The sequence below is a fragment of the endosymbiont of Lamellibrachia barhami genome, assembly GCF_011947365.2.
Classification (GTDB): Bacteria; Pseudomonadota; Gammaproteobacteria; order Chromatiales; family Chromatiaceae; genus QGON01.
In genome coordinates this window covers 4011422-4027911 of the sequence record NZ_JAAVSH020000001.1, presented here as the reverse complement: position 1 = coordinate 4027911, position 16490 = coordinate 4011422, and the positions used below count along the sequence as shown (strand labels likewise).

The 16490-nt window shown below is 53.9% G+C and carries 17 protein-coding genes; 6 read left to right on the top strand and 11 right to left on the bottom strand.

What is annotated here, in order from left to right; all coding sequences use genetic code 11:
- Positions 1-82 precede the first annotated feature (82 nt).
- Positions 83-496: a phosphate-starvation-inducible protein PsiE gene (locus G9Q73_RS18440; RefSeq protein ID WP_177421084.1), complete on the top strand. Its 414-nt coding sequence runs from the start codon at positions 83-85 to the stop codon at positions 494-496.
- Between the two features lies 1 nt (position 497).
- On the opposite strand, the gene nusB is transcribed toward G9Q73_RS18440, so the two are convergent.
- The 3 genes from nusB to ribBA all read right to left on the bottom strand — a co-directional run bounded on the left by nusB (position 498) and on the right by ribBA (position 2583).
- Positions 498-935: a transcription antitermination factor NusB gene (gene nusB, locus G9Q73_RS18435; protein ID WP_177421083.1), complete on the bottom strand. Its 438-nt coding sequence runs from the start codon at positions 933-935 to the stop codon at positions 498-500.
- A complete protein-coding gene (gene ribH / locus G9Q73_RS18430) occupies positions 932-1405 on the bottom strand; it encodes a 6,7-dimethyl-8-ribityllumazine synthase (RefSeq protein ID WP_177421082.1) in 474 nt (157 codons plus the stop codon). Before ribH ends, nusB begins: the two co-directional genes overlap by 4 nt.
- Positions 1406-1467: 62 nt before the next feature.
- Positions 1468-2583: a bifunctional 3,4-dihydroxy-2-butanone-4-phosphate synthase/GTP cyclohydrolase II gene (ribBA, locus tag G9Q73_RS18425; protein ID WP_177421081.1), complete on the bottom strand. Its 1116-nt coding sequence runs from the start codon at positions 2581-2583 to the stop codon at positions 1468-1470.
- A gap of 177 nt (positions 2584-2760) precedes the next feature.
- Here ribBA and G9Q73_RS18420 point away from each other — a divergent pair, with 177 nt between their 5' ends.
- Positions 2761-4002 (top strand): integrase, encoded by a 1242-nt coding sequence (locus G9Q73_RS18420; protein WP_246345391.1) that lies wholly within the window; start codon positions 2761-2763, stop codon positions 4000-4002.
- 46 nt (positions 4003-4048) lie between these two features.
- Entirely contained in the window at positions 4049-4321 is a 273-nt protein-coding gene (locus G9Q73_RS18415) for a hypothetical protein (RefSeq protein WP_177421079.1), read from the top strand.
- On the opposite strand, the gene G9Q73_RS18410 is transcribed toward G9Q73_RS18415, so the two are convergent.
- The 5 genes from G9Q73_RS18410 to glyA all read right to left on the bottom strand — a co-directional run bounded on the left by G9Q73_RS18410 (position 4307) and on the right by glyA (position 9162).
- On the bottom strand, positions 4307-4696 hold the full coding sequence (locus tag G9Q73_RS18410) for a potassium channel family protein (protein ID WP_177421078.1): 390 nt from the start codon (positions 4694-4696) through the stop codon (positions 4307-4309). The genes G9Q73_RS18415 and G9Q73_RS18410 overlap by 15 nt on opposite strands.
- Before the next feature lie 692 nt (positions 4697-5388).
- A complete protein-coding gene (locus tag G9Q73_RS18405; protein ID WP_177421077.1) occupies positions 5389-6048 on the bottom strand; it encodes a riboflavin synthase in 660 nt (219 codons plus the stop codon).
- A gap of 121 nt (positions 6049-6169) precedes the next feature.
- The gene (gene ribD, locus G9Q73_RS18400) at positions 6170-7294 is read right to left on the bottom strand and encodes a bifunctional diaminohydroxyphosphoribosylaminopyrimidine deaminase/5-amino-6-(5-phosphoribosylamino)uracil reductase RibD (protein ID WP_177421076.1); all 1125 of its coding nucleotides are present in this window, start codon (positions 7292-7294) and stop codon (positions 6170-6172) included.
- Positions 7291-7803, bottom strand: coding sequence for a transcriptional regulator NrdR (nrdR, locus tag G9Q73_RS18395; RefSeq protein WP_177421075.1), 513 nt, complete (start codon positions 7801-7803; stop codon positions 7291-7293). Before nrdR ends, ribD begins: the two co-directional genes overlap by 4 nt.
- 105 nt (positions 7804-7908) lie before the next feature.
- The gene (gene glyA / locus G9Q73_RS18390; RefSeq protein WP_177421074.1) at positions 7909-9162 is read right to left on the bottom strand and encodes a serine hydroxymethyltransferase; all 1254 of its coding nucleotides are present in this window, start codon (positions 9160-9162) and stop codon (positions 7909-7911) included.
- A 224-nt stretch (positions 9163-9386) separates the two neighbouring features.
- On the opposite strand from glyA, the gene G9Q73_RS18385 reads away from it, so the two are divergent.
- A complete protein-coding gene (locus tag G9Q73_RS18385) occupies positions 9387-10166 on the top strand; it encodes a type IV pili methyl-accepting chemotaxis transducer N-terminal domain-containing protein (protein WP_177421073.1) in 780 nt (259 codons plus the stop codon).
- A gap of 54 nt (positions 10167-10220) precedes the next feature.
- Here the strand turns inward: G9Q73_RS18385 and G9Q73_RS18380 are convergent, their stop codons facing one another.
- The gene (locus G9Q73_RS18380; RefSeq protein ID WP_177421072.1) at positions 10221-11339 is read right to left on the bottom strand and encodes a glycosyltransferase family 4 protein; all 1119 of its coding nucleotides are present in this window, start codon (positions 11337-11339) and stop codon (positions 10221-10223) included.
- 236 nt (positions 11340-11575) lie between these two features.
- Positions 11576-13141: an XrtA system polysaccharide chain length determinant gene (locus tag G9Q73_RS18375; RefSeq protein WP_177421071.1), complete on the bottom strand. Its 1566-nt coding sequence runs from the start codon at positions 13139-13141 to the stop codon at positions 11576-11578.
- A gap of 661 nt (positions 13142-13802) precedes the next feature.
- Between G9Q73_RS18375 and G9Q73_RS18370 the strand changes: the two genes are divergently transcribed.
- Positions 13803-14690 (top strand): alpha/beta hydrolase, encoded by an 888-nt coding sequence (locus tag G9Q73_RS18370; protein ID WP_177421070.1) that lies wholly within the window; start codon positions 13803-13805, stop codon positions 14688-14690.
- 47 nt (positions 14691-14737) lie between these two features.
- Here G9Q73_RS18370 and G9Q73_RS18365 read toward each other — a convergent pair whose 3' ends face one another.
- Positions 14738-15661: a hypothetical protein gene (locus G9Q73_RS18365; RefSeq protein ID WP_218649984.1), complete on the bottom strand. Its 924-nt coding sequence runs from the start codon at positions 15659-15661 to the stop codon at positions 14738-14740.
- Positions 15662-15944: 283 nt separating this feature from the next.
- Here G9Q73_RS18365 and G9Q73_RS18360 point away from each other — a divergent pair, with 283 nt between their 5' ends.
- On the top strand, positions 15945-16340 hold the full coding sequence (locus G9Q73_RS18360; protein ID WP_177421068.1) for a hypothetical protein: 396 nt from the start codon (positions 15945-15947) through the stop codon (positions 16338-16340).
- The last annotated feature ends 150 nt before the right edge of the window (positions 16341-16490 follow it).

The window sequence follows — 16490 nt, the reverse complement described above, 5'->3', positions numbered from 1 at the left end:
GAAAGAAGGCTTGCCTATCGAGACAATATCAGTGTAGCTTGCGCAGTTTAAAGTATGCGGATTATGGTGACAGGTATCAAAGATGAGCGAACACGAACATTTTAACAAGATTGAGAAGGCAGGAGACCTCATGGTCGAACTGTTCCACACCATCGGTCTGTTCGTGATCGGAGCCACTGTAATCTGGTCGAGTGTAACCGTTTATCTGGAGATGATCTCTCACGGTCACGCCACACTGAAGGACATCCTGCTGCTCTTCATCTATCTGGAACTGGGCGCGATGGTCGGCATCTATTTCAAGACCCGCCGCATGCCGGTGCAGTTCCTGATCTATATCGCCGTCACAGCGCTTACGCGCCTGCTGACCATCGACATCAAGGCCATGTCCAACGAGACCATTTTCACTCTGACCGGCGCAATATTGATGCTGACATTTGCCATCCTGGTACTGAGGTATGGCAATTCGAAACTCGGCAGCCAGCAGGATGAGTTCTAATTCAGGCCTTTTTAGCCTTCATCTCTACCTTACGAATCTCTCTGGCCACTTTGTCCAATACACCATTGACGAACCTGTGGCCCTGCTCCGCCCCAAACACCTTGGCCAACTCCACCGATTCGTTTATTACCACCCGATAGGGCACCTCCGGGTGGTAGTTTAATTCATAGACACCGAGGCGCAGCACCGCCCGCTCCACTGGATCGACGCTTTCGATAGCGCGATCGAGGACAGGCTTCAGCAGTTCATCCAGCTCAGTCAGATGTCTGGGAACACCGCGCAGCAGATCCTGGAAATAGGCCACCTCGAAGCTTTTGATATCCTGCTCCGCCAAAAACTGGTCGATGATGGAACCGATATCCTGACCGGCCATCTGCCACTGGTAGACGGCCTGAACCGCATGCCGGCGCGCCTGACTGCGTTTGCGGCTGCGGCTCATGCCTCGATCTGACGCAGCAGATTCACCATCTCGATAGCGGAGAGCGTCGCTTCGGCACCCTTGTTGCCGGCCTTGGTCCCTGCTCGCTCGATGGCCTGTTCGATGGTGTCGACCGTCAATACGCCGAAGGCGATGGGGACGCCGTGTTTCAGGCTGACCTGAGACATCCCTTTCACACACTCGCCGGCCACATATTCAAAGTGGGGGGTGCCACCACGAATCACTGCGCCCAGCGCGATGATGGCATCATATTCGCCCTTTGCGGCGATCTTCTCCAGTAATACCGGCATCTCAAAGGCGCCGGGCAGTCTGACCAGCGTAATATCGTCCTCAGACGCGCCGTGGCGTTTCAGGGTGTCAATCGCCCCGTCCACCAGACTCTCCACAACAAAGCTGTTGAAACGCGCAGCCACTACACAGAACCGCGCATTCTCAATCGTCAGTGCGCCTTCAATGGTTTTGATGGTCATGTTCTTTACCCTGAAAAAATAGATCTATTATCAAAAACGCGCGCTCGCGTTCCAGCTATTGGTTATTCACAATCGACGTATTCAACCACTTCCATGCCGAAGCCGGAGAGGCCGTGGATACTCTTCGGCGCACTGAGCACGCGCATCTTGCGCACACCAAGATCAGAGAGAATCTGCGCGCCGACACCGTAGGTGCGTAGCTCCTTACTGTTGTCCTGTTTAACGAACGACTCGCCTTGCGGCCTCTGCAGCTGCAGTTCCATCATACGCTGCACGATCTCTCGGGCGGTATCGTGATTGCGCAGCACCACGATCACGCCTTGCCCCGCTTTACCCACCTGCTTCATGGCATTTTCAAGTGGCCAACCACAATCACCAGCGGTTGAACTGAACAAATCACACAGGCTGTTCTGCATGTGAACACGAACCAGTGTCGGCTTATCCGGCTTCGGATGCCCCATCACCAGCGCCAGATGCAACTCGTTATCCACCATGTCCTGATAGGCAACCAAGCGAAAATTCCCATATTTGGTGGGAAATGCACATTCACTGACCCGCTCCACCGTATGCTCATTTTTCACCCGATACTGGATCAGATCGGCGATGGTGCCGATTTTCAGATCGTGCTCTTGTGCAAACTTCTCAAGGTCCGACCGGCGCGCCATGGTCCCGTCATCGTTGAGAATCTCCACGATGACGGAAGCGGCGCAGAAGCCCGCCATGCGGGCCAGATCACACCCCGCTTCGGTATGGCCGGCACGCACCAGCACACCACCGGGCTGCGCCATCAGCGGAAAGATGTGTCCCGGTTGCTCGATATCCTGAGGTTGTGCGTCCTCTGCCACTGCAGCCAAAATGGTGGTGGCCCGATCTGCGGCTGAGATTCCGGTGGTCACCCCTTCGGCGGCCTCGATAGAGACTGTGAAATTGGTCGCCGCCAGCTCATCGTCAGTGGGCACCATCAGGGGCAGGCGTAACTGGCTGCAGCGCTCTTTGGTGAGCGTAAGGCAGATCAGGCCACGGCCGTAACGGGCCATAAAATTGACCGCATCCGGGGTCACGATCTCGGCAGCCATAATGAGATCGCCCTCGTTCTCACGATCCTCATCATCCATGATGACAACCATCTTCCCCTGTTTCAGGTCGGCAATGATTTCTTCTGTAGTATTAAGGGACATATATCCAGTCTTGATTATCGGCGAAGCGAACAGATAATTGTAACAGAGGAGGGATTAACAACAAACGTTGAGTCTTGTCCAATATGAAATGAGTCTGAACGAAGGGCTCGATTCCAGCGTGAAATGAGTCTGAAAAGAGGGAGTTCCTGTTCATGATGGTCACCCATGGTGACTTATATGAACGACAAGAAGATTCAGACCCTGGACGATGTCCGTGCCTTCCTGAATGGGACCACGGAAATTGAGTTTTCCATTGAGGGTAAAGACGAGCGCTACCGGTGGATCAGAAAAACCTTGGTGCGGTTCAAATACCTTTCCCTTAGCCGATGTGAGTGTGGAGTGGTATTGCGCTATCTGGAGCACGTCAGTGGCTACTCACGCCAAACGGTGACCAGGCTGGTAGCTCAGTACCGGAAGACAGGAAAGATTCAACGCCACCAACGCACTGTGACTGGCTTCCAGCGTTATTACACAACCCAAGATGCCCTGCTGCTGGCAGAACTCGATGAACTGCATGGCACACCCTGCGGAGCAGCCGCGAAAAAGCTATGTGAACGGATGTACCGTGTCCATGGGGATGCGCGTTTTGAACAGCTCTCCCATATCTCGGTTTCCCACCTTTACAACCTGCGTCATTCTACCGGCTACCAACGCCAACGACGCCACTTCGACAAGACGCGTCCCACCCGTTCGCAGATTGGGGAGCGGCGCAAACCAAACCCCAAGGGACAGCCGGGCTATCTGCGGGTCGATACCGTCCATCAGGGGGATTTGGACGGTATCAAAGGGGTCTATCATATCAATGCGGTAGACGAGGTTACTCAATTCCAGTGTGTCTTTTCCGTGGAGCGCATCAGTGAACGCTTCATGATCCCGGCACTGAAAGAGATCATGGCGACGTTGCCCTTTCCCATTCTGGGTTTTCATGCTGATAACGGCTCGGAATACATCAATCAGACCGTGGCAAAGTTGCTCAATAAACTGACCATCGAGTTCACCAAATCACGCCCACGCCATTCCAATGATAATGCGCTGGCTGAGTCAAAGAATGGCACTGTGATCCGTAAACACCTGGGCTATGACCACATCCCCGGTCGATGGGCTCCACAGCTCAATGACTTCCATCGTCAACACTTTAATCCCTACATCAATTTCCACCGCCCCTGCCTCTTTCCTGTTCCACACATCGACAGTAAGGGCAGGGTGAAAAAACGTTATCCCTACGAGGAGATGAACACCCCCTATGACAAGCTCAAATCCCTGCCTAAGGCAGACACTTTACTCAAGCCATGCATCACCTTTAAGCAACTGGATGCAATTGCACTCGCTATCAGCGACAATGAAGCAGCCAAACAGATGAACGTGGCCAAACGTAAACTCTTCAAGGCCATCTTTGAACAGAATAAGAAAGTCGGCTGAATGGCTTCTCTGACTGACTTTCAACTACCCTGTTTCAGACTCATTTATGGATTGGAATAGACTGGGGGGAGCTGGAGAGACTCCTGCAAGAGTCCAAGATACAGAGCCAACGGCGAGCGATGTACAGATTGATGGGGCGCGCCAACTTTTTGAGCTGGAACAGAACCGGCCGGAAGGCGCACTGGAAACACCTGAGCAGGCACGTTCACTGTTGGATCAGGTGCTGGAACGTTTGGGCACGACACCGCAAACGGTGATGCAGGCACAGACAGGCAATGCATCAGCAACCCTGGCAAACCTCCTGTCAGCCCCCCAATAACTGGTCTGTTCTATCCTCTTCGAGATCACCCTTCAGGCGGGTGATCTCGACCGCCGGGCCAATTACCACAAGCATATCCCCGGCATCCAGTTTATGGTCGACGCCACTGGTGCTGAAGATAAGGCTGTCACTCATCTCGATATCCACCACCCCCATCAGAACCACATTATAGCGCCCGCCCAAATCCAGGGCGCTGAGAGGGTTGCCTGAGAGACAGGAGCCCAATGGTATCTCGATCTCGGCAATGTCGAGATGTTTGCCGAAGACCGTGTGTTCGAGCATATCGACGATCATCGGCCGGGCGATCAGTTCATGCACCTTACGCCCGCTGATCTCGTAGGGATCTATGACCTTGCTGGCACCGGCCGCAAACAACTTCTGCCCGGACTGGGGAGACTCTGAGACACAGATGATCTTCAGATCGGGGTACTACGTTTCAGTTACGTATTGCTCTTGTGCAAACTTCTCAAGGTCCGACCGGCGCGCCTGGTCCCGTCATCGTTGAGAGTCTCCACACGATGACGGAAGCGTAAGCCCACCATGCAGGCCAGATCACCCGCTTCGAGGCATGGCCGGCACGCACCAGCACCACCAGGCTGCGCCATCAGCGGAAGATGTGTCCCGGTTATGATATCACGAGGTTGTGCGTCCTCTGCCACTGCGGCAAAATAATTGGTGGCCCGATCTGCGTGAGATTCCGGTGGTCCACCCTTCGGCGGCCTCGATAGAGACTGTAGAGTAGTGCCACCAACAAATAGACAAGTAGGCACCATCAAGGGGCAGGCGTAACTGGCTGCGCTCTCTTTGGTGAGCGTAAAGGCGAATCAGGCCACGGCCGCTTGGGCCATAAATTGACCGCTCAGTGCGATCTCGGCAGCCATAATGAGATCGCCCTCGTTCTCTGATCCTCATCATCCATGATGACAACCATCTTCCTGTTTCAGACAAACGTGATTTCTTCTGTAGTATTAGGGACATATATCCAGTCTTGATTATCGGCGAAGCGAACAGATAATTGTAACAGAGGCGGGATTAACAACAAACGTTGTCAGACCAGGTTTAAGCCTTTAGCGGATAAACCCCCGTTCCATCAACAACGCTTCGGTGACACCTGATGCCGCTGATTCAGACGCCTTCTCCCCGAGCACCAGCCGTTCGAGGTAGCGGGCGATCAAGTCGACTTCCAGGTTCACTTCATGCCCCACCTGAATCCCTTCGAGGGTCGTCTCCTGCAGGGTATGAGGAACGATATTGAGATCGAAGCGACTACCGTCGATGCCGTTCACCGTCAAGCTGGCGCCATCTACACAGATAGAACCCTTGTGGGCGATATATTTCGCCAACGCCTTGGGTGCCTCGATGTCGAGACGGATGGATCTGGCATCCTCCCGGCGACCCACCACCTTCCCCACGCCATCCACATGTCCGCTCACCAGGTGGCCGCCAAGACGGGAGTTCAGGGTCAAGGCCTTCTCCAAATTCACTGGGCTGCCCGATTTGAGGTTGTGGAGTGTAGTCAAGGAAAGTGTCTCGCGGGAGACATCCGCCAGAAAACCATCCCCAGGCAACTCGACCACTGTCAGACAGACACCGTTGGTGGCGATACTGTCGCCAAGCGCAACGTCAGCCAAATCCAACTGACCAGTGTGGATGTAAAGGCGCACGTCTCCGCCCTTAGGCTCCTGACCAGCAAGCGTGCCGACCGATTGAATGATGCCTGTAAACATATTGATTTCGCTATCTTGCTCAAACTGTAGGCCCGATCAAGCTCAGCGGATCGGGCATTTCAGAGTCTACGGATTGCCGGTTCCGCTACGCTTGAACCGGCCTACCGTGTGGCTTCAGATTCTATTCCCGATATAGCGGGCGGGCAGTGATACGGATCTCTTCGCCCACTTGGCGCAAGTCGGTGATATCGAGTTCTAGACGATCCTCCATCTTCTTCAGACCCGGCAGATGGAAGAGTCCCCTCGCCCCATCTCCCATGATGTGGGGCGCAACATAGATCACCAGTTCGTCGATCAACTGCTGCTCCAGCATTGCACCGGCCAGCACAGCACCTGACTCAAGCATCACCTCATGCAGTTCCCGCGCTGTGAGCTGCGCCATCACTGCAGTCAGGTCCAGCACATCGTCCCGGGGCGTCACCAGCACCACCTCGGCTCCCGCAGCCTCCAGGGCGGCCGCCTGCCGGGGATGGTCATCACTGCCCAGTACCAGCGTTTTCCCCGGTAGAGCCAGCATCTTTGCAGCGGGTGACATCTCCAACTGCGGATCCAAAACGACCCTCACCGGATGTGGCGTCTGCAGCCCTTCGTCCAGCCCCAACTCCTGGGAAGTCAGCCGTACATTCATCGATGCATCGTCAGCAAGTACCGTGGAGATGCCGGTCAGAATTGCGCTACTGCGGGCGCGCAGCAAATGCACATCATGGCGCGCCGCAGACGAAGTGATCCACTTGCTCTCACCACTGGCCATTGCCGTACGCCCATCCAGACTCATGGCCAGCTTACAGCGCACGAAGGGTTTGCCGTAATGCATGTGCTTGATAAAGCCCGGATTCAGCGCCTCGGCCTGGAGCCGCATCAGCCCCACCTCAGCAGTTATTCCGGCCTGCTGTAACTGCGCCAGACCCTTCCCTGACACTTGGGGATTGGGATCTTCCATCGCCGCCACAACACGCGTGACACCCGCTTCGATCAGTCCTTCTGTACAGGGTGGGGTACGCCCATGGTGGCAGCAGGGCTCCAGTGTGACATAAGCCGTCGATCCCTCGGCCCGCGCACCCGCCATGGCGATGGCATTGCGTTCGGCGTGGGGTTCTCCGGCACGGCGATGGTAGCCTTCACCGACAATCTCATCCCCCTTCACCAACACACAGCCAACCCTGGGATTGGGGTGGGTGGTATAACGTCCCCGCTCCGCCAGACGAATCGCTCTGGCCATATAGTCGTGGTCGCTGCCGCTACTCATTTGTCCTTTTTATCGCGACTTAGAAGATCCATCTGCTGTCTGCGCGCCTCGGGGCCGGGTTGACTCTCCAGGCGGTCAATCTCCTCCCGGAAAGCGTTAACATCCTCAAATTTGCGGTAGACAGATGCGAAGCGCACATAGGCAACCTGGTCCAGCGTCTTCAGTTCATCCATGACCATCTCCCCGATTTGCAGCGACGCGACTTCTCGTTCCCCACTGGCCGTTAACTTGCGGGTGATGTGGTTGATTGCCGCCTCCACCTGTTCGGTACTGACCGGGCGCTTCTCCAGCGCCCGCATCATGCCGGAACGCAGTTTGCGGCCATCGAAGGGCGTGCGGCTACCGTCGTGCTTGACGACCCTGGGCAGGTTCAGCTCGGCGGCTTCATAAGTGGTGAACCGTTCCTGGCAGACTGCACACTGACGACGACGTCGAATCTGATCGCCATCTCCCGCCAGGCGGGAGTCGATGACCTTGGTATCCTGCGCTCCGCAAAAAGGACAGCGCATCGGCTAGGGCCAAGGGCCGAGGGCCGAGGGCCGAGGGAATATATTGCGCAATGTCATCTTCATTCAAACCTTGGCCCTCGGCCCTATCTCCTTGGCCCTATTATATCAAGCGTAGACCGGATATTTGGCGCAGATAGCCAGAGCCTTCTCTTTAACCCCATCAATCACCGCCTGATCTCCACGGCTATCGATTACGTCGCACATCCAGCCCGCAAGTTCAGCGGCATCGGCCTCATCGAAACCCCGGGTGGTGATGGCCGGTGTGCCGACCCGAATGCCCGAAGTTACGAAGGGGGATTGAGGATCGTTCGGTACTGCATTCTTGTTGACGGTGATGTTGGCAGCACCCAGCCAGGCATCAACATCCTTGCCGGTCAGACCCGCCTCGATGAAGCTGACCAGAAACAGATGGTCATCGGTACCCTTGGAGACCACGTCGTAGCCGCGATCCATGAAAACCTGGGCCATCGCCTGGGCATTTTTGATCACCAGTCCCTGATAGGTCTTGAATTCAGGCTCCATCGCCTCCTTGAAGGCCACGGCCTTGGCGGCAATCACATGCATCAGGGGGCCACCTTGAATGCCGGGAAAGACCAGAGAATTCAGCTTCTTTTCAATCTCTGCGTTGGCCTTTGCCAAAATCAGGCCGCCGCGGGGACCTCGCAGGGTTTTGTGCGTGGTCGTAGTGGTCACATCGGCAATATTTACCGGACTCGGATAGTGACCGGCTGCAATCAAGCCCGCAACATGCGCCATATCAACGAACAGATAGGCACCCACCTCATCGGAAATATCACGGAAACGCTGCCAATCGACAACGCGGGAGTAGGCGGAAAAGCCAGCGATGATCATTTTTGGCTTGTGCTCACGGGCAAGACGTTCGACCTCTTCATAGTCGATCTCACCGGTCTCGGTATTGAGACCATACTGCACAGCATGGTAAAGCTTGCCGGAGAAATTGGGCTTGGCGCCGTGAGTCAGATGGCCACCATGAGCCAGGCTCATGCCAAGTATGGTGTCGCCTGGCTGGCAGAGCGCCATATAAACCGCCGCATTGGCTTGAGAACCGGAGTGAGGCTGGACATTCGCGTAGTCCGCATCAAACAGCGCCTTGGCGCGGTCAATGGCCAACTGCTCGGCAACATCGACATTCTCACAGCCGCCATAGTAGCGTTTGTAGGGATAGCCCTCGGCATATTTGTTCGTCAGCACACTACCCTGAGCCTGCATTACGCGGGGGCTGGTATAGTTTTCAGAGGCGATCAGCTCGATATGCTCTTCCTGGCGCGTCTCTTCGGCCTGCATTGCCGACCACAACTCATCGTCATACCCTTGGATTTGCATGTTCTTGTTAAACATCAGGCCATTCCCCCGCCAATAAAAAACGAACTAATATAGCAAAAAAAAGCAAACCGGTCTCTAAACCAGTTCACCGGCTCGAAAGACAGAAAAAGATTTTCACTCTCCACGGAAAATCGCAGTTTTTCCCTTTACGGCTGTTGCCCAAGCCGTTATTTTAACGAGGATAATAATTACATTCATCAGCTTGGCACTTTTGAAGTAAAACTTAAGGGGTATTCTCCATGCGTCGTGTATCGGCAAAGACCATTCTGCTCGTTCTCTTGGCGCTGCTCTTCATTCCGGTACAGGCACCCGCCGTCGAATTGAGCATGGGGAAGGCGATCAATAAGGCTGGCCGGCAGCGCATGCTGACCCAACGGATTATCAAGACCTATTGCCAGATGGGCCAGGATATCCGCTATCGCATCGCCAAAAAACAGCGCAAAGCTTCACTTGATCTCTTTGCTGCGCAACTTGCCGAGTTGAAAAAATTCAAGGTGAACAGCAGTGTCACCCAGGCATTAGCGCAGGTCTCCACACTTTGGACCCCTTTTCACCAGCTCGCGGCAGGCAAACCCAACCGCGCCTCTGCCGAAGCAGTACGTCAGGCCGGGGAGGAGTTGCTGAATGCATCACACCGGATTGTTGTGTTGCTCGAGACCGCCTCCGGCACGTCCACCGGAAAATTGGTCAATATGGCCGGACGCCAGCGTATGCTATCCCAACGCATGGCCAATCTATATATGCTGCGCAGCTGGAAATTCCAACAACCCCTCTACGAATCCGATTACAAAAAGGCGGTAGCAGATTTCGACAGCGCACTGCTGCAGTTAAGGACGGCACCCGAGAATACACCCGAGATTGATCAGGCACTGACGGGGGTAAAGGAGCAATGGGATTTGTTCAGCCTTGGCAACAATCTGGAGGACGGCAATTTTGTCCCCTCTCTGGTCATCCGTTCACTGGACAAGATTCTCGTCGCGATGAATAAGATTACCGGCATGTATGCGGCATTGATGTAGGTAAAAAAACGGATTGATCGGCCTCAGCGGGCCGGCACTTCGCTCTAGAGAATATCAAACGTCCCTGAAGAGAGCAGAAAACCTCTCCATCGCAGCATCCAGTTCGTGATTTTCCACGAAATACTGCCGGGCGTTCCGGGACATCCGCGTCCACTCATCCTCATTACTGTGCAGATGAGCTGCTTTCCCGGCAAGATCTGATATCTCCGAACCGGCAAAACCCAACTGCTTCCGTTGCACGAGATCATCAGGATCGAAGGTTGTGACGATAGGCAGTCCCTCGCTCCATGCCTCGATAAAGGTATTGGGAAAACCTTCAAAGGAGGAGGTACAACATAGAATTCTGGCGTTCGCATAGAAATCCCGAATTCTGTCCCGCTCGACCATGCCGCGAATATTGACGTTCTCCGCCTGTTCCGCCGCATCGAGCACACTACGCGCATACTCGGAGTCTCTGTTGGGTTTTCCCAGAACATCGTAGGTGATTTCTGGAGTTTTAGCCGCCACTTCAAGCAGGAACTCCAGGCGTTTCTCCTCACTTATCCGACCAACCCAGATTACTCCTTTACGTTCATGAAAATCCTTTGGCGCCGGTTGTTCATCCGACAACAAGTCGGGACAGGGCATAGGCAATACGGTTGACGTCATGCCAAAAGCATCCAACAGGGCCACAGCCTGTTTTTCAGTCTGCACAATCAAATGATCCGCCAACTCCAACCCTTTCTTGTAGAGGTACTTCTCTCTGAAGGAATCCAGACAGGGCAGATTTCGCTGACAATCAGCGTCACTGGCAGAGGAGAAGATGAATTTCTTACGGTTCCGCTTACACCACAAGGCAACCTGACCGGTTACATACTCGGCGCCATTTTGATAGTAGACATCGGCATCAGCACGTTTGAGTGCGGCATTGAGACTGCTCCAGCGCGGATGAAAAAAACGCATCCCGGGAAGACCCTCGTCCTTCCGGCACAACTTGATGAGCCTTACACCATCAATGACAAAGTCCTGTTCCTGACCCTCATCCCAGGTAATGATCGAGACGTCGAAACCCTTCTTCTGCAGCCAGAAAGCCATCATGCTGGTCTGACGCTCGACGCCACCCACATGCCCGGCGCTCCCGCCTGATATAGCGCCATAGGCATTGTGCGCCACGAGAGAAATTTTTATTGTCATTCTAGTGTTCCTTCAATGTGATACTTGCGGGTTCAGTGAGCTTGTCTGCGTTCATGGAAAGGAAATAGCCATTCCCTGCACGCTGCGCCTTGCTGCGAAACACCACAGGAGCGCTGAATCCGTAATTATCACGTTGAAGGAGCACAAGGTACTCACACGAACCATAGGATTCAGATTGACAGGCGAAGTATTTGAAGGAAATTTCCTGGGGAAAACCTTCCTTAATAGCCGTCAATCTATTTAATGAGGGCAATAATCTCGCCACGCAGACCAATGCTGTATACGATCATGATAGCGACGAACACAGTCACGAGCATCGCCCCAACCGTTACAAAGGCACTGACTTCGAGCCTGCGCTTCATCGCCACACTACTGGTCCAGACTCTGGAGACCTGACCAAGCACAGGTATTTCCGTCCCTTTCCTGAGCAATGTCGTATCGTAATAGACGGGTTTGAACTGCGCGATAAGAAATGCCAGCCCCCCACCGGCAGCGAGAGCCAACACCAGGATGACCACGCTGAAAACCACCCGCTTGGGGCCGGCGGGAACCAACGGAACCTTAGGTGGATCAATTATCCGGAACTTTACATTGTCACCCGCCTCGTCTGCCTGTTCCGACATGCGGGCAGATTCCAGGCGCTGCACCAACTGCTCATAGGTCTCTTTGTTGATGCTGTAATCCCGATTGAGCTTCTTCAGTTCAGCCTCTACCTGTGGCAAGGTATCCAGCTTCTCCCTCAGCGCTTTAATTCTCTTTTCATATTCGTTCGTTCTGACGCGAATCCCGGTTAAGGTAACTTCTGATTGGCGATAAGCCAGTTTCAACTCCTCCACCGCGATCGAGGTTACATTGACATTGGAGTCGCCAGCAGCTCGACTCTCCTGTAATTCCCTCTCTTGTTTCTTCAGCTCATCTATCGTCTGCCTTGCCTCCTTAACATCTGGATGGGCTTCAGTGTATCTCAGAAGAAGGTCGTCGAGCCTTGTCTCCATGGCCAGAATACGCTGTTCACCTGGGGTCGTAGCCATTGACAAACGTCCCTCTGCCTCCCGGCGATTTCTCTCATCCCTCTCGGCGGCTTCGTATTGGCGCCTCAACTCGCCACGTCGAATCCTTGCCTCTTTCAGCTCCAGATTGAGATCCTGCAACGTAACCCCCACATCTTGCAGTCTCGCAAAAACACCACCATCCTGGCCTGGCAAGGTGTCGATATACTTTCTTTTGAAATCGGTCAGCCGATTCTCAGCCTCAACAAGCCGGGATTCATACTCCCTGATCTGTTGTTCCAGAAACCTTTGTGCCGTATCCGACTCAACCCGCGTATCGCCCAGTGCCGACTCCACAAAGATATTCAGCAGTGTCTCCACCACTTTTTTCGTAACATAGGGATCATTCGCACTATAGGCTATGGTGTAGAAATTCTGCCGCCTTTGAGTCTCAATCGAAATCTCACTTTTAAGCTTTTCAAGCAGGTACTCTTTCTCTGTCACGGATATAGCATCATGATCCATGTCCGTTTCGCGCATCACCTTTTCAAGGTTTTTCCGGCTCAAAAGCGTACGGGTCATCAACTGAAGCCGTTGCGCGAGATTGGTCTCCACTGCCAGCCCTTTCAAGAGGGGACGCAGGATCGAGTCTGTATCCACAAAAACTCTGGCATTCGCCTCATACTTGTCGGGCATGACAAAAACTGCAGCCCAGCCAGCAATAGCAATCAGCCAAGCTGCGATCATCGCATACCAGCGATACCGCCATGCGGAGCGAATCTGATTCTTGATGATATTGATTAAATCTTTCATGACATGAGTATCTAGAGGTCTCTAATATCCTAATTTCCAGATTCCGTTCATCGATGCGAGAAAATATATCCTTGCATAAAAAGAACGCAACCCGATTCGTTAGGTAAGCACGGGGATGGATGACCAGCCACTGTTAGCATTCTGTAACAGCCGGTTTCTTTCGCCAGCTACCGGCACAGCCCTGCCCATCAAGCCGCTCTATAATACAGATGCATCGACCCAGTTACCAATGCACCTGTGTAGAAAGGTGACAGTCAATGCAGAAAGGGTATATCAGCGCATCCTTATGCGATTTTCTGCTTGATATCATACAGATACCTTGATCCTAATGCGGCCAGGTCATTCGACTTTGACCGCCACGAAAACGATGTGATCGCCACCGACTGCCATTTTCATTTGTGCATGATTTGAATTGTCCCGTTAATTGCGCTTAGGGCAGTTGCTTAAACTTTTCATCATGACACTGAGTGCCTGTTGTTTGTAATGGATGCCCAAGTCATCGGCAGCGAAAAGGAAATACTTTAGACATTTGGACAAATGCAGCTAAAATCTCCCGTGCTCATGGGAGTGGCCTGACATAACACAACCTCTTCGAAATGAGGATGCGCCAAGCCAGCTCTGCCGCAGTGATCTCATATGAAATTGAGAACGACAACCTGAAATGACTACCCTGACCCTGACCCTGATCGTGCTCACCTTATTGGCGGGGGGCGCCTTGGCGCCGTTTCTGATTCGCCGCGCCTATCGCGCACCGAGAGTCCCAGAACATAGAACACCGGCGGATCTGGACCTGCCCTACCAGACCACGCACATCCCAACAGCAAATGGCAAGCACCTGTTTGCCTGGTTTATTCCACTTCCGGAAGGTCTTGATAACGGCCCCGCAGTAGCCGTGATACATGGCTGGGGCGGAAACGCCGGGCACATGCTGCCATTCGCCTCCCTACTCCACCGCGAAGGTTACGCGGTCCTGCTGCTGGACGCCCGCAACCACGGCAACAGCGATGCTGACAACTTCTCTTCCATGCCACGCTTCGCCGAAGATCTCGAACACGGGCTCGACTGGCTAGGCGACCAACCGCACATTGATCCACAGCAGCTGTTTCTCCTCGGCCATTCCGTAGGAGCAGCCGCATCGCTCCTGGTGGCCTCCCGCCGACCGGATCTTGCTGGTGTGGTGAGTCTCTCCACCTTTGCCCACCCCGAAACACTGATGCGCAGACAGATGCGATCACACCATATTCCCTACCTGCCCATCGGCTGGCTCCTACTGCGTTATATTGAGCGCACTATCAAGGCCAGCTTCGATGATATCGCCCCCTGCAACACCATCCAGCAGGCAACCTGTCCGATATTGCTGGTACACGGAGAGGAAGACAGGAGCGTTCCGCTGGCGGATGCACAGCAGATATATGCCAACAGCCCGGACGATCAAGTGGAACTGCTCATCTTGCCAGAAACTGGCCATGACTCCAGGCAAGCCATCTCCACACATGGAGGATCGCTGGTGGCATTTTTTCGGAGATGCCTGGACGGCCCACCACGCTGAGGGTTTTCTAAAGAGCTTGGGGCGAGATCCCCAAAGATAGCCAATATTCAAAAATGTCCGAAAATAACATCCTGAATATATGAGAGAAAGACGTTTTTGTCCACGCGCACCCGCCAAAACTTCGCCCAGGTCCAGACCAGCAATTCGACGTTGTTGGTGGTCAGATCGAATTTCTCGATATTGACCCAGTGGTTATAGGAGAGCCTTGGGAACCTCGCATCACCACCACTTTTCTTGATGACCATGAGACCTTGCTTTTGCTTGAGGAGTCCGGCGTACACGGCCGCCATGGCGAAGGATCCGCGTCCCGATGCGTGAGTTTGAAACAAATTGTGCAATCGGGCCACGGTTTCGAATTGCGTTTCGGTCACACCGCTGACTGGCGGCGCCAATGGCACGGAGGCCTCGATCTTCTGCTTGGCGATATGCACACCTTTGGCACCAAGAATTTCGGTCAAAACGAAGGCTGCGTTGTTGGTCCTCAACGCCAGGTGCCCCATCCGGGTCACATCACGATAGTTCCCGGTATCGGTGAATTCGCTGTTGAAATTGATCTTCTCACTGGTATATCTGCTGGGTGCCGTGTTTTTCATGATGTAGCCCAACGCCCGGCTCAAACAGTAATCCACGAGGAGTTCGCCGTGCCACTGTCCCAGTTGTTCATCGACTTTTTTCCTCAGTTCCTCTCTACCTACGTTGAGTGTCTGCTCGGTCGAATACACTTGTCTCAATTTCGGCTCGTACCGCTCCATTGTCTGCTTCAGCTTCTTCGGCCTTTCCTTTTCCCAGTCGCGTTGCTTGAGCCGGTACCCTCGGGCCAGGTATCTGAATTTGACTGACTGGGGACCATAGTTGCTGGTGAGGAACTTCGTATTGGCAAAATCAGGGATCACGTCGGCGAAGGTTGCTTCGAAGAGCTGGCGGGCCTTGTCTTTAGCCGATCGCATGATCAGGTATACGGGTGTCGCCAACCCACACACACCGAATTGATCCTGGTTGAGTTTCCAGGGATTTGCCAGAAGTGCATTCTCGCGACCGATCAGCTGATACTTCGCGGCAGCGGGCAGAGCCCGAACCTCCGATTCGAGGCACTTCGGACAGCGACCGTAACGATAGAACAGAATGTGCTTAAAACAGTAGCCCATTGCGACACTCCAGTGTGTCGGTCTGCGTTCTTTGCAAACGCCCCGCCTCGACCTCCACTCGGCGGGCTCTCCGTGAAAAACAAAGGAGGGTGTCGGACAGGATGAATTCATGACGCCCGCACAACTGGCGGTTGTGCTGGAGTTCGAACGTTACGCACAACGTCGGCCGGACATGGCCCGCGCGGCCATCAAGACATTCGTGAAGGAGTACAACGCCGGCCTCCTGGAAATCGGCAAGATCGCCGACATCGAGCAGGTTACGGAGGACGAACTGATTCTGTGGCGGGATATCGCCTGGGAACGACGGACAACTAAGGCATCGATCGAGGAGGTAATCCTGCGCACGTCAATCGAGATCGTCGATGAGTTCCTGGAATCCTCCGGACAGGTAATGGCCGCGGAAAAGAAGGCACGGATGATCGTGGCGATCTACCGCCTGACGGCTACCTCGGAAGGGGTGGTGGATCGTCCGATGTTGGTCAATCTGTTGAGGTCGATTTCGTAGCTACCGCTGATTAGATAGGGAGAAATAATAATTGGGAAAGAATCAAATCTTTGAACTAAGCGAAACTGCAATCCTGAACCCGACGTGATGGAGTCTACTGTCAATGGGAATAACCAATCGGTTTTTCGGATTCCTCTGTTCAATAAATTG